We start from the raw sequence: 23,768 nt of genomic DNA, 5'->3' as shown, positions 1-23,768 counted from the left end.
AATGTTCCTTAAAACTGAGACACCAGAGGAAACCGTGACGATCACATTCGATGCGCGTACCTTGACGGTACCTGCCAATGTAACTGTCGCCGCAGCGCTGCTTGGAGAGGGTATCAACCGGCTCAGAAACAGCGTCGTTGGTGATCAACCGCGAGCGCCCTATTGCCTGATGGGCATCTGCTTTGAATGTCTGGTCACCATTGATAGCGTTCAGAACCGCCAGGCTTGCATGACGCTTGTGGCCAATGGAATGATCATTTCTTCCCAGACCGGTGCGCGTCGGGTGGAACCATGACGACAATGCTCAAGAGAGTTTCCAGTATTCATGCGCTCAATGCGTTTTATGACCTCGCCATTATCGGCGCGGGACCAGCAGGCATGTCGGCAGCCGCAGAGGCAAGCGCCGCTGGCGCTAATGTGGTTCTGTTCGATGAGAACCCTGCCGCCGGCGGCCAGATTTACCGTGGCATCGAACACAATACGACTGCCCGCAGGCCGTTTCTCGGCACCGACTACTGGCGGGGCAAAGAAGTCCTGAAAGCGTTTATCGCCAGCAATGCCACCTATGTGCCGCAGGCCCTCGTCTGGAGTGTGGAACCACAGGATGGCGACAACAACGGCGTTGATCTGCGCGTATCGGTAAGCGGCAAGAGCGGGATTGTTTCAGCGCGCCGCGTGATCTTCGCGACCGGTGCGATGGAGCGCCCGATGCCTGTCAGGGGCTGGACATTGCCGGGTGTTATGACCATCGGCGCAGCACAGATTGCGTTGAAGGCTTCCGGCCTCCTGCCCAACGGAAATGTGGTTCTGGCGGGAACCGGCCCGCTGCTCTACATGTTCGCCGCGCAGCTGTTGCAGGCGGGCGGCAAGGTTACCGCACTGCTCGATACGACGCCCGGCGCAAATTACGCGAAAGCTGTGCCGAACCTGCTCTCATTCCTTTTCTCCACCTATGCCTTGAAGGGGCTTTCCCTGCTTTTGAAGGTGCGCAAGTCGGTACCGGTTTATTCCGGTGTCACCGATATCGCCATTGAGGGAAAAGACGAAGCTGAAGCGATCTGCTTTTCGGCCAAAGGCAAAACGCACAAGCTTGCTGTCGAAAGCGTCTTCCTGCATCAGGGTGTGATCCCCAACAACAATCTCGCCAATGCTTCGGGCTGCGCTCTGATTTGGAACGATGGCCAGAAATGCTTTCAGCCGCAACACGACGGCAACGGGCGTTCGTCCATACCGGCCATCTATATTGCTGGTGACGGCAGCGGCATTGGCGGTGCATTGGTTGCCGAGCAGAGCGGGCGTATCGCTGCGCTCGCGGCTTGTCAGGATATCTTTCCAGCGCTGGCAACAGCGTTGGCGTCAAAAATCGTAAAGCTGCAGGCGCAAGCGCGACGCGTCGAACGCGGGCGATCCTTTATCGACGCGCTTTATCTGCCTGCACAAGCATTTCGCGCACCTTTGAATCGGGACACGATTGTCTGTCGTTGCGAAGAAGTGACTACAGGCGCAATCCGCGATGCAGCCGCCTGCGGTATTGCTGGTCCCAACCAGCTTAAAACCATGTTGCGCTGCGGTATGGGTCCCTGTCAGGGTCGCATGTGCAGTTCCACCGTCACGGAAATATTGGCCGAGGTGCAAAACCGTGCACCTCAAACGGTCGGTTTCTATCGTCTGCGCGCTCCGGTGAAACCGGTGCCGCTCTGCGAAATCGCAGCACTGCCTCAAACCCCCGATGCTGTTTTCGCCGTCACCGGCGAACAACCGGATAACTCCCCAACCATCTGAAAGGATTGAACTATGGCTGAGCGTTTCATTCAGACGCCGATTATGCATCGCGTCGTCGAACACAATGGCATTGTCTATGTCGGTGGAACCACCTGTGATGACGAAAGCCTGGATATGGCCGGTCAGACCAGCGAAATCCTCGCCAAGCTCGACAGCTATCTGGCGCAGGCAGGCACGGACAAGACCAAGCTTCTGGCAGCAACCATCTTCGTAACGGATCTCAACAAGAAGCCTGAAATGGATAAGGTCTGGAAGGAATGGATTGATCCTTCGCTGCTGCCAACCCGTGCAACTGTTGGCGTTGCCGATCTGGGTGGTGATACGCTGATAGAGATTGTGGTTTCCGCTTACAAGTAATCAATACCAAACATCTGCAAAATCCGACAACCCCCTGAATAACAACAGGGGATTGTCGTGCAGCATATCCCACTTCGGTAGCAACCTGTACTCCATCGAAATAAATTCCGCTCTAACCGTTAATTCAGTCAAGTAAACGAACGGTCTAAATCCGATATCTCTTCCAACTTGTATAGTGACACGACCCTACTGGACGCCCCTTTTCGGATTTTCACCCACAGCACCCGAGCGACCGGCATGAAGGTGCTAAGCAGGCAATCGCGGCTTTGATTGCCAGTCAGAATCCGCCAAATGGCCAACCGCTGATAATGCAACTGCGCGGCCTACGGATGCGAAGGCATCATTAAGCATCATATGTATGTGAAGCGCCGGATAAGAGTACCCGGCGCGGCCACCAAACGTGCCTTATTTCGCGTCCACGATTTCTTTTGGAAGCGGTGTACCATGATACTTTTGGTAGATCTCGTTTAACTTGCCATTTTGGAGGTTTGCCACAATCCATTCGTCAAGTTTGGCGAGCAATTCAGGTTCATTCTTATTCACACCAATTGCAAGGTTCAAAACGCGGATCGTTATCTTCGGCTCGAAAGCCAATGTTGGATTCTTGTCGTGAATCTGTTTCACGAGCGTGGCTGATGTCGCAATCGCCTTGGCCTGACCTGACACAGCTGCCGTAACCATCGTCGCGTCATCGTCGTAGCGGGTGACAGTAAAACCATGCTCGCCTGCGAGCTTCGTCAGTTCACTATCCTGTGTCGTACCACGTGTTACGGTTACTGATTGTCCCTTCAGATCTGCCCAATCCTTGATCGGAGATGCTGCCGGGGCGGCAATTACCGAGACCAGTCCCGCATATGGCTTCGAAAAATCTATGACCTGTGCTCGCTCCGGGGTTACCGACAGCGTTGAGATGACGATGTCAGCCTTGTTCGTTTGGAGGTTCGGAATACGCGTGGCGCCCGTTGTCTGAATGAACTCCAGCTCAACACCCCAGTCCTTTGCGAGAAGCTGCGCGGTTTCAACATCGGAACCCACGGGTTTGAGATTGGCATCAAGCATGCCGGACGGAGGAATTGCCAAGTCCGTCGACACCCGAATTTTCTTTGCTGCGATGATGTCGGCGTATGTATCGGCCATGGCCGGAACGCCTTGAGCAGTCAGCATCGCCCCTACGATGCCTAATACGAGAAACCTCTTCAACATTACATTCTCCTCCATTTTGTTTTATCTCATAGATCGTGGCTCAAGAAGTCCTCGAGCTCCAATGTCATGGGTGCATTCAAGATCGATGCGTCCCCCTCCTCGTGAACGAGCCCGCGGTGCATGAAGATCACACGATCGGCGACCTTGCGTGCGAAGTTCATTTCGTGGGTAACCATGATCATCGTCATCCCGCTTTCTGCGAGTTTTTCGATCACTCGTAGCACCTCTCCGGTCAGTTTTGGGTCGAGGGCGGAAGTGACCTCATCGAATAGCATCACTTTCGGTTCCATCGCGAGCGATCGCGCGATAGCGCCTCGCTGCTGCTGTCCGCCCGATAATTGCTCGGGATAGTGGTTAGCCTTCTCATCGAGCCCGACGCGTTCGAGCGCAGCCCGCGCCATTTCGCGCGCCTCATCCTTCGGGATTTTCTTCACCGAGCGCGGCGCAAGCATGACGTTCTCTTCGATCGTGAGATGTGGGAAAAGGTTGTAGCTTTGAAACACGATGCCGACGTCAAGGCGGAGTTTGTGGAGATCAAGCTTTGGGTCATGAACCTTGTGGTTGGCCACGATGATCTCACCGCTATCGATCACTTCGAGACGATCGACGCATCGCAGCGCGGTACTCTTTCCGGAGCCGCTTGCACCGATCAGTGCCGCGACCTGCCCCTTCTCTACGGAAAAACTTACTCCCTGAAGGACGGGAACCGCGCCGAAGCTCTTCTTGACTTGATTTAGTGCGATCATGACCATGATCACCCTCCCTGGATTGCTGTACCCTGTGCTTCCGGCTCTTTTCGAATGCGCCGTCTCGGCCCCATGTTCTCAAGCCGTTGGCTGAATGCTGACAGAGGGAAGCAAAGGCAGAAATAGAGGGCGGCAACGATAAGATAGATGAGAAAGGGCTCAAAAATCGAGTTGTTGATAAGCTGCCCCGCTCTCGTCAGTTCAACGAAACCGACGACCGATGCGAGCGACGTGTTCTTGACGATCTGAACACTGAAGCCAACGGTTGGTGGGGTTGCGATCCGAACCGCCTGTGGAAGGATCACTTTGAACATGCGCTGTGTTCGAGAAAGCGCAAGGCACTCAGCCCCCTCCCACTGCGCCTTTGGTACTGATTCCAAGCAACCCCGCCAAATCTCTCCAAGGTAGGCGCTGACATAGATTGTCAGTGAGATGCCGGCTGCAAACAATGGCGTGATCGACAACCCAAGTGTCGGCAGTCCGAAGTAGATGATGAACATGATGACCAAGAGCGGCGTGCCCTGGATGAGCTGGACATAGGTCGCCGCAATGAGGCGGAGTGCACGCGATGGCGTGATACGACCGAGCGCAACGATGAAGCCAACAATTCCTCCTCCGATAAATGCCATTCCGGTAAGGATGACGGTCCAAAGAGCGCCTTCGAGAAGGAACATCAGATGGTTGTGGTTGAATGCGGTGGTCACTGCTCGCCTCCCTTACAACGGCGTCCCGAGCCTGCGGCGGCGCGGGAACAATGCCATGCCCAGCCCCCAGAAAAGCGCTCGCATCCCGAGGGAAAGGAAGAGGTAGATGACTGCGATGACGAGATAGGTTTCAAACGGTCGGTAGGTTTCCGACTGGATGAAGTTGCCGGCAGCGGTGAGTTCTTCGGCAGAAATCTGGGAGGTCACCGAGGAAGCAAGCATCAGCAGGATGAACTGACTTGTGAGGGCTGGATAAACCCGCTCCATCGCAGGACGAAGCCCCACATGCCAGTAAAGCTGCGTTGAAGACAGGCCCAGACACTCCCCCGCTTCCCATTGCCCCTTCTGGATAGAATCAAACCCTGCGCGCATGATCTCGGCGGTATAGGCTCCGACATTGACTGTCAGAGCTACGACGGCCACGAAAATTGCGCCGAACGAATACCCAAGGCTGGACAGGCCGAAATAGATCACAAATATCTGGACGAGGAACGGCGTATTACGAATGCTTTCGACATATGTGGTGGCAAACCTGCGCAACACCGGTCCGCCGGATCGGCGCGCTATCGCACATGCTGTCCCAATAATGAAGCCGGTCACTGTCGTGATCAGGGCCAATTGCGCCGTCAGCGCCATGCCATCGACCAGCATTTGCCAGCGGAGGAGGACGACTGAGAAATCGAAGGTCATGGTCTGACTGCCATGTGTCGCGGCAGGTTCTGTCCCGTCATCCGGTCATAGACCCTGAAAAGCGCTTGGTTGCCGTTCGATCCTTCGCCATGCGCCCTCGCCTCGACATATTGCGAGGTGACAAGCGACGTAGCAGGAAGCGGAACATCCTTCTGTCCCGCCATTTCCAGGACAAGTCGGAGGTCTTTGAGCATCAGGTCGATGCGGAACCCAGCGCTGGCATCTCCAGCGATCATCGCCGGACCGAGCTTGTCGAGCATCCAGGAGGAAGCTGACCCGCCGAGCAGGACATCTCGCATCTGATCAAGATCGACGCCGCTGGCACGACCGAGAGCAAGAGCCTCGCAGACTGCCTGGATGTTGACCGCGCAGACGAGCTGGTTGCAAAGCTTCACGGTCTGGCCAGCGCCCGGGGCCCCGACATGCGTCACGGTCGCACCCATGACTTTGAACACCTTTTCGGCGCGTTCGAAAGCAGCCCGCTCGCCTCCGACCATGATCGATAATGCAGCGTTCTTTGCACCAATCGGCCCCCCCGAAACCGGGCCGTCGAGCATGAAGATGGATTTGGCAGCCAAAGCCGAAGCCATGGCCCGTGTAGCCTCCGGTGAAATCGTACTCATGTCGATGTAAATTCCCCCACCAGGCATGTGATCGATTATGCCGTCCCGATATACGACTTCTTCAACCTGAGGCGTGTTGGGAAGCATCGAGATTACGATCTGTGCATCGCATACCGCGGTGGCGACACTATCCGAAGCAATGCCCCCCTGCTTTGCAAGTGCTGAGACAGCATCTGACGAAATGTCATAGATTTTCACCGGATAACCAGCCGTGATGAGATGACGGACCATCTCCCGACCCATCACGCCGAGCCCGATGAACGCGATCTTTGGAAAGTTGCTAGTCCCCATGTCTGCTCTCCAGTCTTTCGGTCACGCGACTGAATGCGCATTTTCCAACGCGGAAAGTTTTTCGACACGGCGGACGAAATCTTCGTTGCGGTCGAACCGAGCGTTCAGATAGGACACGACCAAGTCGCGAGCGAGCCATGACCCGACGATTTTTGCGCCGATGCACATGACATTCACGTCATCATGCTCCACGCTCTGGTGCGCGGAATGGACGTCGTGGCAGACGGCTGCGCGGATGCCGTTGATCTTGTTTGCCGCGATGGCGGCGCCAACGCCAGTCCCGCAAACAAGAACGCCACGTTCGGCAGAACCATCCCGCACCTTCTTGCAGAGCAGGCCTGCTATGTCAGGGAAATCGACAGGATCCGGCGTGAAGCTACCAATGTCTTCCACCTGATGACCGAGCTCTTTGAGAACCTCAATCACGTCAGCTTTCAACGGAAAGCCCGCATGGTCGCTTCCAACGACAATATTCATGAATATCCTCCCTGATGAATGAATGAACTAGTCTGAAACACTGGTTCCCTTTGCCAGTTCGTACAGACTCGCCCGGCGCCGAAAATCGGCTCCGATTTCGAAGTGCTGATGCAGCAGATCATCGGCCTGAACGCGATCGCGGGCGGCAAGGGCCTCGAGGATCAATCGATGATGATCAATCAGGAACTCCTCGATTCCTTCGACTTGAATTATCTTCTCGCGGCGTTCCAGGTGCGAGCGCATCATGAGCTGCGATATCGAGGCATAGATCGTGACCAGCGTCGGCGAGTGTGACGCAGTGACGATTGCCTCGTGGAATTTGAAGTCTGCAGTGCCGCCCGCATCCGGATTCTCTATCGTCTCGATGATTTGCCGCAACGCAATTGCGATATTCGCAAAATCCTGTTCTGTCGCTCGCTGACACGCCAGACGGACGGCGTGGTGCTCGATGGCCTTTCTGGCCTCCATGATGTCACTCGTGATATCCGAGCCATGTGCGAGCATGAAGCTAAATACATCGCCCAGTGCCGATGCGTCCGGCCTTTTAACAATCGTGCCGACGCCATGCCTGATCTCAACGGCGCCGATCATGGAAAGCGCGCGAAGGGCTTCCCTGAGCACAGGCCGGCTGACGTTAAGCATGGCTGCGAGTTCTCGCTCAGGCAAAAGGCAATCGCCAGCCTTCAATTCCCCAGACAGCAACTGGTCGCGAAGGAATGCAGAGACACGGTTATGTGCACCAGCTTCCTGCGTTTCGCGTCGGATTGATTTCTTTTCTGTCATCGCGTGTCCAAACCGTGGTCTTACCACTAATCTATCCACAGCTATCATACTGTCAAGCAGCTTGGATCGAATTTCTGCTAAACCACTGTTCCAGATATCGTTTGGTTGACGCCACCAAGCCACAGGAGTCAGCTAAAAAGACACCTGGACTACACTTAACCTAGATTTCGGAGCCACTGCTTACAGGTATTCGGCGCGTATAGTTGCCGAATAGGAGTCTGCAGTCGTAAGCTATACGCCTGAATCTCGTGTTCCGACGACACTGCTCAAAAATTGCCGGGCGTGCATCCTATCCGCACTTAGTTTTGAATGACCGGATTGGGGCCGGGAGCGGACTGGCGGGTATTGGCAAGTGGTTATGCAATAACACCTGGCTCGGACCACCCATTAGGGACATCTCCCCAAAAAAGCGACATAGCTTCACGGTCTTGAAAGCGTATTAAACCAAAAAATCTGGTAGCCAAAAACCTTAGGCCCCAAGTAGGGTACCAATCTTGTTTCAAATATCGGAGCACCCGTCTTCCAATGATAACGTTTAAGCCGATTTCAAATAATAAACATTGGGCAGGTGATGATTGGACGATCACTGATGAAGAACAGCTTGCCAAGCTGGTGGCGAAAGTGGCGCTCGGACAAGCGCGTCACGTAGTAAAGATACTTCAGGAAACTGACTGTATTGATTATGCACCATCGCCGTCAGCGGTAGATGGCGCGATTCGCCTATTGACGGCTGCTGATCCGAAGAAGCCATGGCATCGAGACGGCTGGCTCTTTCAGGTTCTAGCGTGGATTGCTGCCCATTTGCACAGCCCCGATACACTGAAAGCCGCGCCGCATATGATTCATGCCCACAAAGGTTTTGATGGCGTACAGCTGAGGCTCGACACCAGCAACGGCACTGTACTGTCCGTCGTCATCTGCGAACAGAAAGCCACAGGCAATCCGAGAAATTTGATCACTAGCCAAGTTTGGCCGGAGTTCCAATCATTGGAGACCGGACGCCGCGACAATGAACTCGTTGCAGAGGTAGCTACCATTCTAGAGCGGAATGGTCACGTCGATGTTGATCAGGCTGTTAGCACAATCATTTGGCAAAACTCCCGATCCTATTGCGTTGCCATAACGGTTGGCGACGATGAGCACTCCGACGACGGTCGCAAAGCCCTCTTCAGAGGCTACAAGAAAGTGGTTCCCGCTCGTGACGTAGTTTGCAGGCGCGCCGAGACGCTTTACCAGGCTAACCTCCGCAAATGGATGAACAATCTGGCCGAAAGAGCAATCAATGCCGTCCACGAGATGGAGGCCGAAAATGTATGATCAATCGACCTCTGCCCTGATCCGGTCAACACCTGCTCTTGATGGTCTCGATCGCGAAAACTTACCGGACATTTTGACGGAGGCGTTCGCTCAGATCGCGGCGGCCCGAGTCCGGTTTCGGCAATCTGCCGATGAAATCCCCGAAAACCTACAGGAGCTTGTTGAGACCATTAGGCGTCTTGCGTTCACGAATGAAGCGCTAGTGTCGGTTGTGCCCGAAAGAGAGGATAGAAGCGCCGCAGCGTTCGTCGCCGCTACTGCGCACCAGCTTTCCTTCAATGCAGACCAGCTCCTGTATGAAGAGACTGAGTATGCGTCACTGACGGCAAGTGCGATAACTAGCGATGTCGCAGCAATGCTGCTCTTCCTTGTCGCGGAAGCCAGCGCAGATGCCGCTGAGGTTGCGCGCGCAATCAGACTGGAAGAGCAGAAGCCAGTTGAGGCTTCGTTGATTGCAAGCTTGTGTGATCTCGCCATGGGAAAGCTCGTAAGCTTGATTGAACGTCCTGTTCCCGACTCGGAGAACATCTATTCGACCGATCTCGGAGAGAGTGCCACCCATGCCCTTTATCTTGAAATCCTACGGGGGGTTCGAGCTTTGGCTCACAGGCTCCTTGGCGATCCGCTCGAAGGGGTTGCTGATCCGATAGACGTCTTTCTGAAGGTACGGAACTTAAGCGTTGGCGAAAATGCGGATTACATCGACGATTACGAGCCCGTTTTTGGTAGCGCGTTTGCCGGACCTTGCCATCTTGCGTCTTTGCTGATCGCAGTCTCAAAAGACCTCATTGGAAGCGCAGTTACCGATATACCTCCGCCCGACGATGTCGATCAGGATTCCTGGCAGCAGAGTATGCGGCGCGTTGCCCGCAACAGACCCTATCTCTGGCGAAACCATCGTGATGCGATTGCGCAAGGTTATCTTTCTCCGGGTACGTCCGCTGCCGTGGGCTTTCCTACCGGCGCGGGAAAATCGACCCTTGCAGAGTTGAAGATCAACGCCACGCTGCTGCTCGGAAAGAGCGTGATTTTCCTTTGCCCCACCCATGCTCTGGTGGAACAAACCGCATCGGCGCTTCGGTCAGCATTTCCAACCGCCTCAGTCCAAGGTGAGCGTCAAGATGAATTCGGCTTTGCTTCTAAAGATGGAGAGCTAGCAGAAGTTTTTGTCATGACGCCCGAGGCCTGCCTCGCGCAAATGAGCATCGAGCCTTCTGTGTTTGCAGACGTTGGGCTGATGGTCTTCGATGAATGTCATCTGCTTCATCCTAGCGACAGGCCGAATGACCGTCGCGCGATCGACGCCATGCTTTGCATACTTATTCTGCCCCAAATCGCGGGCGGCTTAGACTTTCTTCTTCTATCTGCAATGATGAAAAATACCGATGACATCGCTGAATGGATAAGCGAGCTCACAAATAGACCGTGCCTGTCGCTTTCTCTCGCCTGGAAGCCGACCCGCCAACTTCGCGGCTCAGTCGTCTATAAGCAAGAGACGGTCGAAGAATTGGAGAAAGTCCTTCGTGTAGCTCGGCGCAAGGGAGAAACCAAGGCTCCGGGCGTAAACGACAAGCGCCAGTTGAACGCCGTACCACTGGCTTTATTCAGTCTGAAGCAAACGTGGGCGACGACAAAACGCAATGATTACACCTTGGTGCAGCTCCTTGACGATACAGTACAGTTATCTGGTAATCAGTATTGGAAGCTGACCCCTAACGCCGTTGCCGTGTCCTCCGCAGTCGCAGCCGCTGCCGTAGAAAGCGGCATCAAAACGCTGGTATTTTTTCAGACGATAAAGAATGCCGCGAGCGCTGCTAAGCAGATGTCCGAGCTATTGGGAAATGTCTCAATCAAGCTGCTCGAAACCGAAGCGCGATGGGCGCAAATGGCAACTTTGGAACTTGGGGGCCCCGATCATCTCTATATGCGATTGAAGAACGGTCGCGCAGTGGACGCTGCCGCTGTTCATCATGGGCTTCTTCTTCCGGAAGAACGTTTCTTGTGCGAATCGATCTATAAGAGGCGTAACGGGATCAAAGTCCTCGCTGCGACTTCAACCTTGGCACAGGGCATGAATCTCCCTAGCGAGCTTGTTATAATCGGAGAAGATAGTCGGTTCGACGAGGCCAGCGACAAACGGGAGATTCTACAGGCGCAAGAACTTCTCAACGCCGCGGGACGAGCGGGGCGCGCCGGTGAGAGTGCAAGTGGGATCGTGCTGGTCGTTCCTGGCAAGGTGATTGGATTTGACGTCACAGACTCCAAGATTGGCAACCATTGGACTGCTCTTCAGAAGATATTTGGTCAGTCAGACCAGTGTTTGACCATCGATGACCCGCTTACAGCAATCCTCGACCGCGTCCACGCCGGTCTGGGCAGCACGGGCGACATTGAAAAATATGCCATCGCTCGTCTTGCCAAGGGAAACAATCAAGAGGCCCAACTTGAAAGCCTTAGTGGCGCAATTTCGTCGAGTTTCGGGGGTTATCTTGCTCGCAAGAACGACAACGCTGCTTGGCTCGCTGAGCGCATCGAGGCGGCCAAGAACTTTTATGGCGACCAAGGCCAAGAAACCGAACAGGAATTGATCGAGAACCAAGTGGCAGCCAGCCTTGGGCTGTCTTTGGAACTCGTCAAACAGCTCTCTGCAGCTTTGGAAAAGGATGGCCCCGAAGCTGATGCAACCATTCCCATGTGGCGAAGATGGTTTTTCCGGTGGCTGTCGGATAATCCGGAGCTGATTGAGCTTGTCTTCCGCCCTGAGACTATGTCTGATCTGTTCGGGAAGAAGAAATATGAAGCCCTCGACACCGCAGAAAAGAAGGCGGCCATGGCGCTGCCGATTTTAAGTAAGCTCGTCTGGCTGTGGATGAGAGGCGCGCCGCTAACGGAATTAGAGCTCGCGCTTGGCACGAAACCAAAAAACTTGAAAACCTGTCTTGGGGCAAGACGCTTTGCCCTCAGAGTGGTTCCGGAACTCTCATTCCTGTTTGGATTGCCGGCGCTGTTACACGAGCGTTCCCACGCTGGTGAAGAAAGCCCCACCCCCCTTCCGGCTGCCATGAGCCAGCTTGGTCGATGCGTGAAAAATGGGTTCAATTTTCATGAGAAAGCCGCGCTTAACGTACATTTGCGACGGGCGCGGCTTTCGCGGCGTGAAATCCATCAAAACTTTGCTGCGTTGAAGCCTCACCTTGCGCCCGCATCTGCAGGAGAGACTTGGGAGCAGGCCCTCGACAGGGTCGAACAAGCAATGGAGCTCGAGATTAACGCTCGTAGCGAATGATATGGCAAGGAGTAATCCAAATGCGCTTCAACATGACCACCTGCGCCGAGCCGCGCATGCTCAACTAGCCGGAACGCGCTGTCGGTGAAGGCACTATGTGATACGCTCGGGTTGCCTGAGGATATCGATTTTCAGCGTCCGCTTTCAGGGAGTGGCAAAAATTCCTCGAATGACCGGAATTACGCGCAAAGCAGTCAATATCCGCCGAGCCCTGAAACAGACAAGCGTTTTCTGACAAGCTTTCAAGAATCGCCAAGTCGAAATGAAACTTGCAGAGGTTGAACATTTTTTGGGAGGGAAACGGCGACCAATAATCGCCGGGCCTCATATTGTTCTGCGGCTTATCATCTGAACCCTAGACCGAGTCCCGGTAGTCCTCTTGATATACGTTCTACAAAACTGGTCCTTCAGGCTTATGCTGCGGTGACCAATTCATCCAGCCAATCTTGGTCGATGATAAGCGCATCAACGCAATTGAAAGACTGTCAAGTTTTGCTCCGTTGCACCAAGCGAAAAGCGTCGCTTTAATCAGAGGCATCCAAAAGCTCTTTCCGCACGTCAAGCAAACCGTATCCTTTGATACCGCGTTTGATCAAACTACCCCGGAAGTCATTCGCCGTTTCGCGCTTCCGCGTGAATTCCACGAGCGTGATTTAAAGCGATATGGCTTTCATGGCCTCTCCTATAAGTCGATAATCTGCAGTTTTCCCAGAAACAGCCACAGCTTGCTGTTGGAAGGATCGTAGTCGCACATTTAGGCAGCGGAACCAATCTTTGCGCCATCAAGGCCGGCAAAAGCATCGATACAAGCATGAGCTTCCCAACACTGGACGGTATTCCGATGGCAACCCGCTGCGGGGCACTCGATCCGGGCTTGCTTCTTTATTTTCTGCAACAAGAGAACATGCTTCCAGACGCGCTATCAGATTTGCTCTATCATCGCTCGGGCCTTTTCGAACTTTCGGGAATAAGCGGTGATACGCGCGATCTCCTTGAATGCAACACACCACAGGCCTGTGAGGCTCTTGAAGTATTCACTCTGCGTATAGCTGGTGAAATTGCCCGTCTTGCTTCCACTCTTGGCGGTCTCGACTCACTCATTTTCACTGTAAGCCTGCCAACCACCCTAACGTCCACGTGCAAAGCTTCATCGAAAAGGGGGCAACGACAACGCCTTTCGATATGGCAGTTCTCGACAAACTGGACCGCTTTCATCTGGCGATTGAGGCGATAAGACGTCTGCCATTAAATAACGAGGTAGCGCTACCTCTGATTGCCAACTTCGAGGAAAAACTGACATTGCATAAGAAATACGTTTGCGAGCATGGCGAGGACATGCCGGAAATCAGAGATTGGAAATGGCCTTACACCAGATGAACCAATCATCCTCAAAACGGCCCACGGAAGCAGTAAAGAACGATTAAATCCTCTGGCTCCTTAAGAACGGAGACAAACTGTTCTGAAGCTGCTTCTGCATCCGCGAGTATGTTGGAATAAACGTACGCGGCAAAAATAAAGCCTATCAGGTTGATAGAGTTGAAAAGCGTTGGTTGCATCTATTATAGTGGTTCTAAGCAGTTCTTCACTGAACGAATGTTGGCCAAGCATACGCTCTTAAAGGAGACTAGAATGTTCAAACATATTCTTATTGCGACGGATGGCTCCGAACTTGCAGAACGATGTGTTGTCCAAGGTCTCTCATTGGCCCAATTCCTGCGATGTAAAGTAACTATTGTAACTGTAACAGCACCATATAGCAATTCGGGCATATTTGGAGGTATGCTTGATGATGAGGATATTGTCGTTAGATATAATCAAAGCTGGGAAAAATTTGCCTCCAAGGTTCTGGGTCACGCCAAGGACTTAGCAAACGATCTACGGGTTGAAACCGATGTTGTGCATCTTATAAATCCCATTCCATCGGATGCAATAAGCACGGCAGCTGACTCGCTCCACTGTGACCTAATTGTGGTTGCAACTCACGGTTATTCGGGAGTTCAACGCCTTGTTCTGGGCAGCCAAACCAATGAAATCATTGTGCAAGCGAGAACATCAGTGCTCGTTGTTAGGTAGTAGCGAAAAGGCTTTCAACGACCAGCACGGCGTCTCCGCAATTGGGATTATTGGTTCATTTTCATTCAAAAGTGATGGCGTTGGCCGCATAAGAGCCCTTGTTTTTTTCGCCGACCTTCAAGAATTGCCATACGGTTAGCCGAAACTGACTCCGTTGCGATACAGGATATATGCCGCAACAATGAAGATTATCGTGGCGAATATTCGGTTTAAGACGTTCTTGTATGCACTCAATCGCGTGGCGAGCATCATTCCGAATACCCCTCCTATAATGCCACCTCCGATAAACTCAGCTGCAAGCCACCAGTCGATTAGACCGGAACTGGCATAGTTCAAAGCCGTGGCCAGTCCAAAAGCGCCCACCGAGAGAAGGGACGTGCCGATTGCGTTGATCATCGGCATACCTGTTGCCAACATCAAACCGGGCACAATCAGGAAGCCCCCGCCGATACCGAAGAATCCGGATGCCGCGCCAGAGGCAAGAGCTATAGCTGCTGTAACGAGACACATTCTTAGGTCGACCGGGCGGCGCTCGACGTCCAATCTCTTTTTGGGCTTCAACATGAACAGTCCAACGACGATCATGAGGATGCCGAACAGAAAGATGAGACGATCACCGTCTAAAGCTTTTCCAAGACTGGAACCGATAAGTGCCCCGATAACGCCTAGTGCAGAGAAGACAGCGCCACAGCGCCACCAGACGTTCCCCTTCAGGGCATGGCTCGTAAAATTCGCGAACGCGTTGACCGAAACAGCAAGTGCACCCGTACCGATGGCGACATGGGGCTGGCTCACACCGACAACATACAAGAGTAGCGGTGTTGCCAGGATTGAGCCGCCGCCACCGAGCAATCCCAGCATGAAGCCCACAACACCTCCGGAGCCAACTGCCGTAAAGAAAGAGCTACTCAACTCCGTCTGCTCCCAGTTCTATCATGCACGATCATCCCCACCAGCATGGCGATGACGAACAGAACGGTTTGTGGCAGCCCAACCGCAAGCGACGCAATAGCGGGACCAGGACAAAAGCCGCCAATGCCCCATCCCAGACCGAACAGCGCCGAGCCTATGATAAGAGGCGCGTCGATACGCCGGTTCGTTGGCACATGAAAACTGTCGTCGAACGCAGGATGCCGCATTCGTTTCGTTATCTGAACGCCAACGAAGGCAACGATGACGGCTCCACCGAGAACAAAGGCAAGACTTGGGTCCCATGCGCCGAAAATGTCGAGAAAGCCCTTGACGCGGACGGGGTTGAGCATTCCGGACAACGACAGTCCGAAGCCGAAAACAACACCTGAGGCAAGAGCCCCGCAGAATTGATAAATCTTGCGGTTCATAGACCCAGACCTCTCAGCACTGTAACAGCAATCACCCCGGTTGTCAGAAAGGTCGTAACCGCTACCATGGATCGCGGTGACAGACGAGCCAACCCCAAGACACCATGACCGCTGGTGCAGCCAGATCCCATGCGCGAACCAAAGCCGACAAGAAGCCCGGCTACGATGATCAGCGGCCACCCGGCAGTAGTTTGAACAGCTGGCCAATTACCGAACACCATCAGATATATGATTGGCCCTAATACGAGCCCCAGAACAAAGGCGAGGTTGGTCGACAGTGTACTTCCCTGTACGAGGCGTCCGACAATTCCGCTTATTCCCGCAATCCTGCCATTGAGGATCAGAAGCATCGCGGCGGAAGTGCCGATCAACATTCCTCCAGTAAGCGAAGACAGGTATGTGCTCATTTTGCCTTCTCCACGCAGAAGATGTCGTAAAGGGAGGCGACCAGGTGCGCCGCCTTGTCTTCGGTGAGCCGATAAAATATCTGCTTTCCTTCCCGACGCGTCTCAACGATTGAGGAACTGCGTAGCACTGTTAAATGCTGCGATAGATGCGGTTGATGAACATCGACTTTTTCCTCCAGCTCGCCAACGGAATATTCGCCTTCCACCAGGCTGCAGACAATCATCAGACGGGCTGGATGGGACAATGTCTTTAGCAAGTCAGCCACTTCGCCCGCCCGCAAGGACAGTTCTGCCGAAGATAGTCCGGCCTTCATCATTACCGTTATGTCTTTGGTCATTCCCATACAACTCCTTCCAATGCATCCAGTGGAAACTTCAGGTAGCGCTTGCCGTTGGCTTCTGGCTCAGGCAGTCGTCCGCCGCGTATGTTTACCTGTAGCGCATGCAAGATGAGCTTTGGCATTGGCAGCGTTTTGTCGCGCTTGGTCCGTAAGGCAACGAAGGCCTCTTCCGATGCGCCCGCCAGGTGCGAATTGTACTTCTTTTGATCCGCCACAGTGCTTTCCCAACGCGGCGCACGCCCCCCCGGCTGGTAATCATGTCCGGTGAATATCCGTGTCTCATCTGGAAGTGCTAGGATGTTCTGGATCGACTTCCAAAGTGCTCTCGCATCGCCGCCGGGAAAATCCGCACGTGCCGTACCGCTGTCAGGCATGAAGATTGTGTCATGCACAAAGGCGGCATCGCCCACCACGTAAGTGATGGAGGCGAGCGTATGCCCCGGCGAGAACAGAACCCTGGCATCAATGGAACCGATCCTGAACGTCTCGCCATCGGCAAACAGCCGATCCCATTGTGAGCCATCGGTGGCAAGCTCGGGCCAGTTATATATTCCCTTCCACAGCTTCTGGACGTCGGTTACATGCTCACCTATCGCTGTTTTCGCGCCGGTTCTCTCCTTCAGATACTGGGCTGCAGAAAAATGATCGGCATGTGGATGGGTGTCTAGAATCCATTCGACAGTCAGGCTGTTATCGCGAACGTAATCGAGAATTGCATCGACATTGATCGTCGCCGTTGACCCCGACTTTTCATCAAAATCGAGAACGGGGTCCACTATTGCGCACATACCAGTTGCCGGATCGGACACCACGTACTGAACGCTGGAGGTTCTCTTGTCGAAAAAGCCTTTTACCTGCGGTCGATGGTCAGCAAAGTGTAGGAGCCACGATGCTGCGACACTGGTATCAAAGCCGAGCTGATGTCCGAATGGTACGACGTCTTCAACAGACATGCGTCCATCCAACACCTCTCCGATAAGATGAAGGTTGAGCGAACGCGTACCTGTTTTGCAATGCGCCAGCACGGGGCCGTCAGATTTTCTGACCGCCGCCTGAAACGCACGCACATCGGCTTCAGTGATCGTATTCATTGTGGCTGGAATATATGCATAAGAGAGATCGCATTGGTGGGCTGCATCGCATTCCGCTTGGCTTCCGGGCTGGTCTGCGCTTTCATTATCGGGACGGTTGTTGATCAGCGTTTTGAAGCCGCTTCGATCGAGTACACTGAGTTCTTGCGCGTTTGGCTGCGAAGACACCGACAGCTTCTCAGTTATTTTGGTGACGGGCATCTCTACCTCCGACGTTAATATTATATAATATACTATAATGTATAATATTAAGCTTTTCAAGCCTCCCTCGAAAAGGAAGATTCTCAAAACCTGCGCAGAAACTCTAACGAAAAAGGCAAAAGCCCAATCGCCGGAGAAGAATTCTATAACTTCAAATTTTCAGGCCACTAGCAAAGGGTCTCGATAGAGGTAAGATGATATGCATCCAATGTCCGGAGGTACCTCAATGAGCCGATTGCATACAGAAAGCCATCTCGTATCCCGGATCGGATGGCTTCGCGCAGCGGTACTCGGCGCCAATGATGGTATTGTCTCAACGGCCAGCCTCATTATGGGCGTCGCATCTGCTTCGACGGGAACGACGCAGATAGTGGTCGCTGGCATCGCGGGCCTTGTCGCAGGCGCGATGTCCATGGCGGCGGGTGAGTATGTTTCTGTCAGTTCTCAATCCGATACGGAGTTGGCAGATCTTGCCAGAGAACGCAAGGAACTCGAAACTCAGCCCGAAGCAGAGCTCGATGAATTGATGCAAGCCTATATTGATCGCGGCCTAACCCCGGAACTGGCGCGGCTGGTGGCAGTACAGCTGACCTCACGCAATGCTCTGGAAGCGCATGCCCGTGACGAGCTGGGAATTGTCGAACACATGGAAGCACGGCCTGTGCAAGCCGCGCTGACCTCAGCGGCCACGTTCTCGATCGGGGCCGCCCTACCCTTACTGATGGCGGTCATCGCGCCTCCATCCATCTTGCTTTACGCGGTTGCTATCTCTTCCTTGTTGTTTCTGGCGTTTCTAGGCGCTATCGGCGCCAAGGCGGGAGGAGCTAATATGCTTAAGGCAACCGTTCGCGTCACCTTTTGGGGCGCATTGGCCATGGCAATCACGGCTGGTATTGGGGCTCTGGTCGGCACAGCGGTCTGATGATCGCTGTCAAACTTTTTGGATCGAGTTTTACCAAGAAGAATGATCATCGTTGGCAAGACGCCGGACAATGCGCATTATAATACGCTCATTCCGTAGCTTGGAAGACCACAAAGATGCGGTACTTGGGTGAAGATCGATCAAAGACAATCCTTTTGATTTTTGCCTTGTGCGGACTTGTGATCGGGCTTGGCTTGCATTTCTCCGGTTACTCATACGGGGCACGGCTAAGTTGGACTATAGCCACTCTGCCTGTGCTGGCGGCTTTGCTCGTCGAAATTCTCCGAAGTCTATTGCGAAAGGAGTTCGGGCTGGACATCGTCGCGGCGATGTCGATGTCGGCCGCTCTGGCATTTGGGGAAATGCTGGCAGCTTCGATTGTCGCCCTTATGTATACCGGCGGGGCCTTTCTTGAAAGCTTTGCCGAAGGACGGGCACGCCGTGAGATGCACGCTTTGCTGTCTCGTGTACCCCGAACGACAATGCGTTATATCGATGACCATCTCGACGAGATTGCCGTTGATACTATTCGCCCGGGTGACCGCCTTTTGATCCGTCAGGGAGACGTCATCCCCGTTGACGGAAGTGTAACTTCAGTAAAAGCTTTCGTAAACACGTCTGCTTTGACGGGAGAGTCACTTCCGATTTCGCTTACATCCGGAGCCGATGTGTTGAGCGGATCAGTGAATGCTGGCGATGCCTTCGATATTGTTGCCAGACACGAAGCAAAAGATAGCACCTACGCTGGCATCGTTCGCCTCGTAGAAGAGGCCCAGCATTCGAAAGCCCCAATGTCGAGGCTGGCAGACCAATGGTCTATCGGCTTTCTGATAGTGACTGTCTTAATCGCCTTCTGCGCATGGTTTTTCACGGGAGACCCGATAAGGTCGGTCGCCGTTCTCGTCGTGGCGACGCCATGTCCTCTCATCCTGGCGGTACCTGTCGCTCTTGTTGCCGGACTATCGCGCGCCGCTCATTTCGGCGTACTGGTGAAGGGTGCTCGTCCATTGGAGAACATGACTCGTATCAACACGTTGGTGCTGGACAAGACTGGAACACTGACAGACGGCCGCCCACAAATTACTTCAATCAACGCGCAGCCAGGATTGAGCGAAAATGATCTACTGCGTTTCGCCGCCTCCCTAGACCAGGTATCCAAACATCCGATGGCGCAGGCTCTTGTACTGGCCGCTCAGCGGCGCGGTATAAATCTTGTATTGCCGACCGACGTCAGCGAACTGGCAGGAGATGGCGTGGCTGGCAGGGTTGATAGCAAAAGCGTCGTTGTCGGCGGAAACAGCTTCGTTGAGAGACAGGTCAATGCGAAACTGAGTGAAATCCCCCATACAGAAGCTGGAGCGGCACTGATTGCAGTCGCGATAGATGGCAGCATCGCGGGTTATATCATTATGGCCGATCCCTTGCGCGGCGAAGTGGTCGATACGTTACGCGGCTTACGCAAGGACGGCGTAAAGCGATTAGTGCTGGCGACAGGTGATCGTGCTGCAGTGGCCAAACGCATTACCAAGGGCTTGGGGCTTGATGCCATCTACTCCGAGCTTTCACCCGATCAAAAGGTACTGACCGTGCTCAGCGAGCGTAAGAACGGCCCCGTGATGATGGTCGGAGACGGGGTCAACGACGCGCCCGCACTTGCAGCGGCTGATGTCGGCGTTGCCATGGGTGCGAGGGGAGCGGCGGCCTCGGCAGAAGCGGCCGATGTCGTTCTTCTCGTAGATAGAATAGACAGACTTCGCGCCGGGATAGAAATTGCCAAGCGATCAAGGCGTATTGCTGTCGAAAGTGTTGTGGTTGGGATTGGTCTTTCTGTAATCGCCATGATCGTAGCAGCGTTCGGTTATCTAAAACCTGTTCAGGGTGCATTGCTCCAGGAGATAATTGACGTCGCTGTCATCCTCAATGCGCTTCGGGCGTTGAGAATCTCACCCAACATCGGCAAATGGACGTCATGGTAAATCAGAATGTGAACTGGTGAATAAGTCACCTACAGCTTCACACCGAATTGCTGTTCCTCCAGCACGCAATAAGAACAGAGCATTGAAGCGTAACCGCCTTGCCAGTACCGCGCCGGTCTTCGGACCAAGCACCATTAGCGCTGTTGCCCATGCATCCGCTTCGGCACAGGTACCTGTCACGACGGTGACTGACGCCGGAGGCCCCATCAAGGGAGCACCGCGACTTGGGTCCATGGTGTGCGACAGGCGGTAATCGTTGACATTAATCCAATGCCGATAATCGCCCGAGGTGGCGACCGCCGCATCCTGAAGGGCGAGAACCGAATGAGCTGCCCGACGATCATAGTCAGGAGCCTCTACTGCAATCGACCAAGGACTGCCATCTGGACGCAACCCGAGCGTCCGCACCTCCCCATCGATTCCGACGAGGCCGGACGAAATCCCGAAAGTCAGCAACCCATCCGCCAGACGATCCACGCCATATCCCTTGGCAATTCCATTGAGATCGAGCGAAACGGGAGCTGTCTTTCGCACCATTCCTGCCTCGATATCCAGTTCCAGGATTTCATGAGCGGGTCGGCGCTTGCGCTCAAGCGCTGCCCGTATCTGCTCCCGGTGAGCCTCCGAAGGCCCGAAACCCCAAGCGCTCACGGCGTCGCCCATACCAATATCAAACGCGCCGCCTGATGCACGGCCAATGTCGAGCGCAAGGCGCAAAACGTCCAGCAGTTGCTGCGGCACCTTTATCCAGCGTCCCACCGGCGCGGCGTTCAACTGCATCAGTCTGCTATCGGGCTTCCACGTGGACATTGCACCGTCCACTGCGTCCACTGCCGCCTGAAGTGCGACCCGAACGGGTTGGGGATCGAACCCCGCTGTTTGAGAGAACAATGCCGACCAACGTGTACCCATGGTAGGCCCGCTCAAAGCGTAACGTTGCATCTCAGTAGACGTCTTCGACATAACGTCCCTCCGCCTTGAGATTGGCCAATGTCTGCCCTGTGGAACCCAGAATGTCGACAAGAACCGACGAGACTCCGTTGGCCATATCGCGTCCGCCACACACCATGATCCGCGCCCCCTCCTGAATCAGCCGAGTGACTTCATCGGCTTCCTCCCGAAGAGCATGCTGCACATAGCGCGGCATTTTCCCGCGTGAACAACAAGAGCTAATCTGCGCAACTTGCCCCTTCTGCTTCCATTCGCGGAGTTCGTCGCCATAGAAAAAATCGCTATTCATCCGGCGCATTCCAAAGAACAGATGGATCGGGCGATGCCGCGTATTGGCGCGGATGAAGCCCGCCAAAGGCCCGATTCCGGTTCCGGCACCGATCAATATCAGGGGCGTATGTGTTCTATCCTCCGCATGGAAATCTGGATTGCGACGCAGGAAAGCGCTGATCGTGTCTCCAGGCTCCAGTTCCAAGAGCTGGGAAGAGCATAGCCCTCCCGGATGTTTTCTCACGACGATCTCGACAAAGCCATCGTTGCGTCCAGAAGCCAGTGAGTAAAACCGGGGAACGGTTGATCCCGAAGGAACGATGGCGAGGAGATCGCCGGCCACAAAGCGCCCCAGTCCGCAGCCACGCAATTGCTGCCAGAAGGAAAGCCTCGGCAAGGCAAAGCGCAGGATTGCTGCGGGCGCTTGCACTTCGGCACCATAATCACGGCGCGACACAAGCGTAAGCGGGACGGCGGCGGGTTGAACGGCCTGGTGCGTGAGTTCCAGGTCTATGCCCACCGCAGCACCGAGTTTCCGCCCCCATCGGGCAAAAGCCTGCGGCGACTGACGGTCCACTGTGTCAAAGGGTATGAGCATTCTCCATCCGGCGGCATGCGCCGTCTCCGTCACCGCCCGCGCGAAACCGCAGTAGGCAGGAAAGCTACTGTCGCCGAACCCGAGCACAACCAGCGGAATTGCCGAATCCGCTGCCTGAAGCGAGAGCCTTTCAACGAACCCCTTGGCCGAAGCGGGCGCATCGCCTTCGCCATAGGTAGCGGCCAAAATGATAATGCGCCGGACCTGCCGATAACGACCTGGATCAAAGGCCGACATCGGCGCAGCGTGAACCGTCTGGCCAGAATTGGACAGCGCCGCATGCAATGTTGCTGCAAAACCCCATGTGCTACCGCCTTCACTGCCGACGAGAATGATTGTCTCCGCTCGTCCTGCTGCACAGTTTTCGTGAATGCGCGGCCTTCCGCGACTCCCGTCGGACCAGAGAAAAACGCCCGTACCCGCCATGACCGGAACGCCAAGAGCCATCAGGCCAAGGAGCAGCCCCAAAACGGAAGCCCCCCGTCCTGTATGCAGCATATAGATTGTTTCCGACAGGCGTCGCCACCCAGTCAGATCGCTCCAGCCGAGAAGCGCGCCCGTGCCTTGATCGATATAACCGGTTCCCCGGTCGGTCTTGAGGGTGAGAATGTCCGTGGGGTCAGACGGATCGGCGAATGACAGGCTGCGCAATTGCGCAACCTGAATCTGCCGCAACGGTTCCATCGTAGCCGGTAGCGCTCCGGTCCGGCCGCTTGCCTCGGTCTGCATGACCGGCGACACCGCGCCGTCCGGCAAGAGATCGAAGGTGGAAGCCGTCATCCACAGGGCCGTTGCAGACGAAAGGAAAAGTCCCGCTACGGCCAGCCGAGCGATTTCAACATGCAGACGCCCGGAAAGCGGACCACGCAGGCGCGAAAACCAGCGCTGCCAGCCTCCGACCCGTCGTACGACAAGCGCCACCCCGGTCAGGTTCAGCACCAGCATGGCGGCAGCACCAGCAGCCATGACAATGCGGCCGCTATCATCGAGAAAGAGCGAACGATGCAGACTTGTCAGCCAACGTTCAACCGGATTGGGATCGGCGGACGCGACACCCTGACCAGTAGAGGGGTCAATGACCGTCGCCCGGGGCGCACCGTTATCAAACCAATAGGCCGTCATCCGGCCGGACGGCGTCCGCCGGATTTGCTCTACTTGCGGATAGACCGCTTGAACACGCGCCGCCAGATCGGCGGTCGAAAGCGTCAACTCCCCCTGTGGAGACGAGACACTTTCGACAGCGGGAAAGATCGACAGGGCTGCACCGCTGATACTGAGCACAATCAGGAGCAACGCGGGAAGAAGTCCCGCCCAACGATGGATAACTCGGAACATGGCG

22 protein-coding genes and 2 pseudogenes are annotated in these 23,768 nt (G+C 54.7%); 10 read left to right on the top strand and 14 right to left on the bottom strand.

Going from position 1 to position 23,768, the window contains the following annotated elements:
* Position 1 precedes the first annotated feature (1 nt).
* From AC1RHM_RS08380 to AC1RHM_RS08370, 3 genes are read left to right on the top strand one after another with little or no spacing between them, the layout of a single operon-like run.
* Positions 2-295 (top strand): (2Fe-2S)-binding protein, encoded by a 294-nt coding sequence (locus AC1RHM_RS08380; RefSeq protein ID WP_010660306.1) that lies wholly within the window; start codon positions 2-4, stop codon positions 293-295.
* Entirely contained in the window at positions 292-1,782 is a 1,491-nt protein-coding gene (locus AC1RHM_RS08375; protein ID WP_151895772.1) for an FAD/NAD(P)-dependent oxidoreductase, read from the top strand. Before AC1RHM_RS08380 ends, AC1RHM_RS08375 begins: the two co-directional genes overlap by 4 nt.
* A gap of 12 nt (positions 1,783-1,794) precedes the next feature.
* Complete coding sequence (locus AC1RHM_RS08370) at positions 1,795-2,139, top strand: RidA family protein (protein WP_006468219.1); 345 nt, start codon at positions 1,795-1,797, stop codon at positions 2,137-2,139.
* A gap of 405 nt (positions 2,140-2,544) precedes the next feature.
* On the opposite strand, the gene AC1RHM_RS08365 is transcribed toward AC1RHM_RS08370, so the two are convergent.
* Genes AC1RHM_RS08365 through AC1RHM_RS08335 form a run of 7 tightly spaced genes read right to left on the bottom strand, consistent with a single transcriptional unit; the run spans position 2,545 to position 7,656 of the window.
* Positions 2,545-3,342 carry a transporter substrate-binding domain-containing protein gene (locus tag AC1RHM_RS08365; protein WP_151895771.1) on the bottom strand — a complete coding sequence of 266 codons (798 nt, stop codon included), beginning with the start codon at positions 3,340-3,342 and terminating at the stop codon, positions 2,545-2,547.
* A 26-nt stretch (positions 3,343-3,368) separates the two neighbouring features.
* Positions 3,369-4,094, bottom strand: coding sequence for an amino acid ABC transporter ATP-binding protein (locus AC1RHM_RS08360; protein ID WP_094514980.1), 726 nt, complete (start codon positions 4,092-4,094; stop codon positions 3,369-3,371).
* 2 nt (positions 4,095-4,096) lie between these two features.
* Positions 4,097-4,792 (bottom strand): amino acid ABC transporter permease, encoded by a 696-nt coding sequence (locus tag AC1RHM_RS08355; RefSeq protein ID WP_029928371.1) that lies wholly within the window; start codon positions 4,790-4,792, stop codon positions 4,097-4,099.
* Between the two features lie 12 nt (positions 4,793-4,804).
* Positions 4,805-5,482 (bottom strand): amino acid ABC transporter permease, encoded by a 678-nt coding sequence (locus tag AC1RHM_RS08350; protein WP_151895770.1) that lies wholly within the window; start codon positions 5,480-5,482, stop codon positions 4,805-4,807.
* Entirely contained in the window at positions 5,479-6,396 is a 918-nt protein-coding gene (locus AC1RHM_RS08345) for an NAD(P)-dependent oxidoreductase (RefSeq protein WP_094514977.1), read from the bottom strand. Before AC1RHM_RS08345 ends, AC1RHM_RS08350 begins: the two co-directional genes overlap by 4 nt.
* Before the next feature lie 21 nt (positions 6,397-6,417).
* Positions 6,418-6,873, bottom strand: coding sequence for a ribose 5-phosphate isomerase B (gene rpiB, locus AC1RHM_RS08340; RefSeq protein ID WP_094514976.1), 456 nt, complete (start codon positions 6,871-6,873; stop codon positions 6,418-6,420).
* Between the two features lie 27 nt (positions 6,874-6,900).
* Positions 6,901-7,656, bottom strand: coding sequence for a FadR/GntR family transcriptional regulator (locus tag AC1RHM_RS08335; protein ID WP_094514975.1), 756 nt, complete (start codon positions 7,654-7,656; stop codon positions 6,901-6,903).
* Between the two features lie 525 nt (positions 7,657-8,181).
* On the opposite strand from AC1RHM_RS08335, the gene AC1RHM_RS08330 reads away from it, so the two are divergent.
* From AC1RHM_RS08330 to AC1RHM_RS08310, 5 genes and pseudogenes are all read left to right on the top strand, one after another.
* Complete coding sequence (locus AC1RHM_RS08330; protein ID WP_036589618.1) at positions 8,182-8,973, top strand: hypothetical protein; 792 nt, start codon at positions 8,182-8,184, stop codon at positions 8,971-8,973.
* Positions 8,966-12,259: a DEAD/DEAH box helicase gene (locus tag AC1RHM_RS08325; protein ID WP_036589620.1), complete on the top strand. Its 3,294-nt coding sequence runs from the start codon at positions 8,966-8,968 to the stop codon at positions 12,257-12,259. The genes AC1RHM_RS08330 and AC1RHM_RS08325 overlap by 8 nt, the downstream gene beginning before the upstream one ends.
* A 422-nt stretch (positions 12,260-12,681) precedes the next feature.
* A pseudogene (locus AC1RHM_RS08320) lies at positions 12,682-13,421 on the top strand (acetate/propionate family kinase); the annotation flags it as partial.
* Positions 13,370-13,636 (top strand): annotated as a pseudogene (locus AC1RHM_RS08315) (phosphoketolase family protein); the annotation flags it as partial. The pseudogenes AC1RHM_RS08320 and AC1RHM_RS08315, both read left to right, overlap by 52 nt.
* 252 nt (positions 13,637-13,888) lie before the next feature.
* On the top strand, positions 13,889-14,332 hold the full coding sequence (locus AC1RHM_RS08310) for a universal stress protein (RefSeq protein WP_166942647.1): 444 nt from the start codon (positions 13,889-13,891) through the stop codon (positions 14,330-14,332).
* Positions 14,333-14,467: 135 nt separating this feature from the next.
* Here AC1RHM_RS08310 and AC1RHM_RS08305 read toward each other — a convergent pair whose 3' ends face one another.
* Genes AC1RHM_RS08305 through blh form a run of 5 tightly spaced genes read right to left on the bottom strand, consistent with a single transcriptional unit; the run spans position 14,468 to position 17,712 of the window.
* A complete protein-coding gene (locus AC1RHM_RS08305) occupies positions 14,468-15,244 on the bottom strand; it encodes a sulfite exporter TauE/SafE family protein (RefSeq protein WP_094514969.1) in 777 nt (258 codons plus the stop codon).
* Positions 15,241-15,672, bottom strand: coding sequence for a YeeE/YedE family protein (locus AC1RHM_RS08300; protein WP_063620591.1), 432 nt, complete (start codon positions 15,670-15,672; stop codon positions 15,241-15,243). The genes AC1RHM_RS08305 and AC1RHM_RS08300 overlap by 4 nt, the downstream gene beginning before the upstream one ends.
* Positions 15,669-16,079 (bottom strand): YeeE/YedE family protein, encoded by a 411-nt coding sequence (locus AC1RHM_RS08295; protein WP_063620592.1) that lies wholly within the window; start codon positions 16,077-16,079, stop codon positions 15,669-15,671. Before AC1RHM_RS08295 ends, AC1RHM_RS08300 begins: the two co-directional genes overlap by 4 nt.
* Positions 16,076-16,423 (bottom strand): sulfite-sensing transcriptional repressor BigR, encoded by a 348-nt coding sequence (bigR, locus tag AC1RHM_RS08290; protein WP_094514968.1) that lies wholly within the window; start codon positions 16,421-16,423, stop codon positions 16,076-16,078. Before bigR ends, AC1RHM_RS08295 begins: the two co-directional genes overlap by 4 nt.
* Positions 16,414-17,712 carry a bifunctional sulfur transferase/dioxygenase Blh gene (gene blh / locus AC1RHM_RS08285; RefSeq protein ID WP_151895769.1) on the bottom strand — a complete coding sequence of 433 codons (1,299 nt, stop codon included), beginning with the start codon at positions 17,710-17,712 and terminating at the stop codon, positions 16,414-16,416. Before blh ends, bigR begins: the two co-directional genes overlap by 10 nt.
* 226 nt (positions 17,713-17,938) lie before the next feature.
* Here blh and AC1RHM_RS08280 point away from each other — a divergent pair, with 226 nt between their 5' ends.
* The gene (locus AC1RHM_RS08280) at positions 17,939-18,634 is read left to right on the top strand and encodes a VIT1/CCC1 transporter family protein (RefSeq protein WP_063620594.1); all 696 of its coding nucleotides are present in this window, start codon (positions 17,939-17,941) and stop codon (positions 18,632-18,634) included.
* A gap of 116 nt (positions 18,635-18,750) precedes the next feature.
* Positions 18,751-20,610, top strand: a complete 1,860-nt coding sequence (locus AC1RHM_RS08275; protein WP_063620595.1) for a heavy metal translocating P-type ATPase — start codon at positions 18,751-18,753, stop codon at positions 20,608-20,610.
* On the opposite strand, the gene AC1RHM_RS08270 is transcribed toward AC1RHM_RS08275, so the two are convergent.
* The gene (locus AC1RHM_RS08270) at positions 20,602-21,573 is read right to left on the bottom strand and encodes an FAD:protein FMN transferase (RefSeq protein ID WP_063620596.1); all 972 of its coding nucleotides are present in this window, start codon (positions 21,571-21,573) and stop codon (positions 20,602-20,604) included. The two genes, AC1RHM_RS08275 and AC1RHM_RS08270, sit on opposite strands and share 9 nt — an antisense overlap.
* Positions 21,554-23,764 (bottom strand): PepSY domain-containing protein, encoded by a 2,211-nt coding sequence (locus AC1RHM_RS08265; protein WP_151895768.1) that lies wholly within the window; start codon positions 23,762-23,764, stop codon positions 21,554-21,556. Before AC1RHM_RS08265 ends, AC1RHM_RS08270 begins: the two co-directional genes overlap by 20 nt.
* Between the last annotated feature and the right edge of the window lie 4 nt (positions 23,765-23,768).

This window comes from Brucella sp. GW823-FHT04E01 (assembly GCF_058796175.1).
This window is presented reverse-complemented; position numbering and strand designations above follow the sequence as displayed.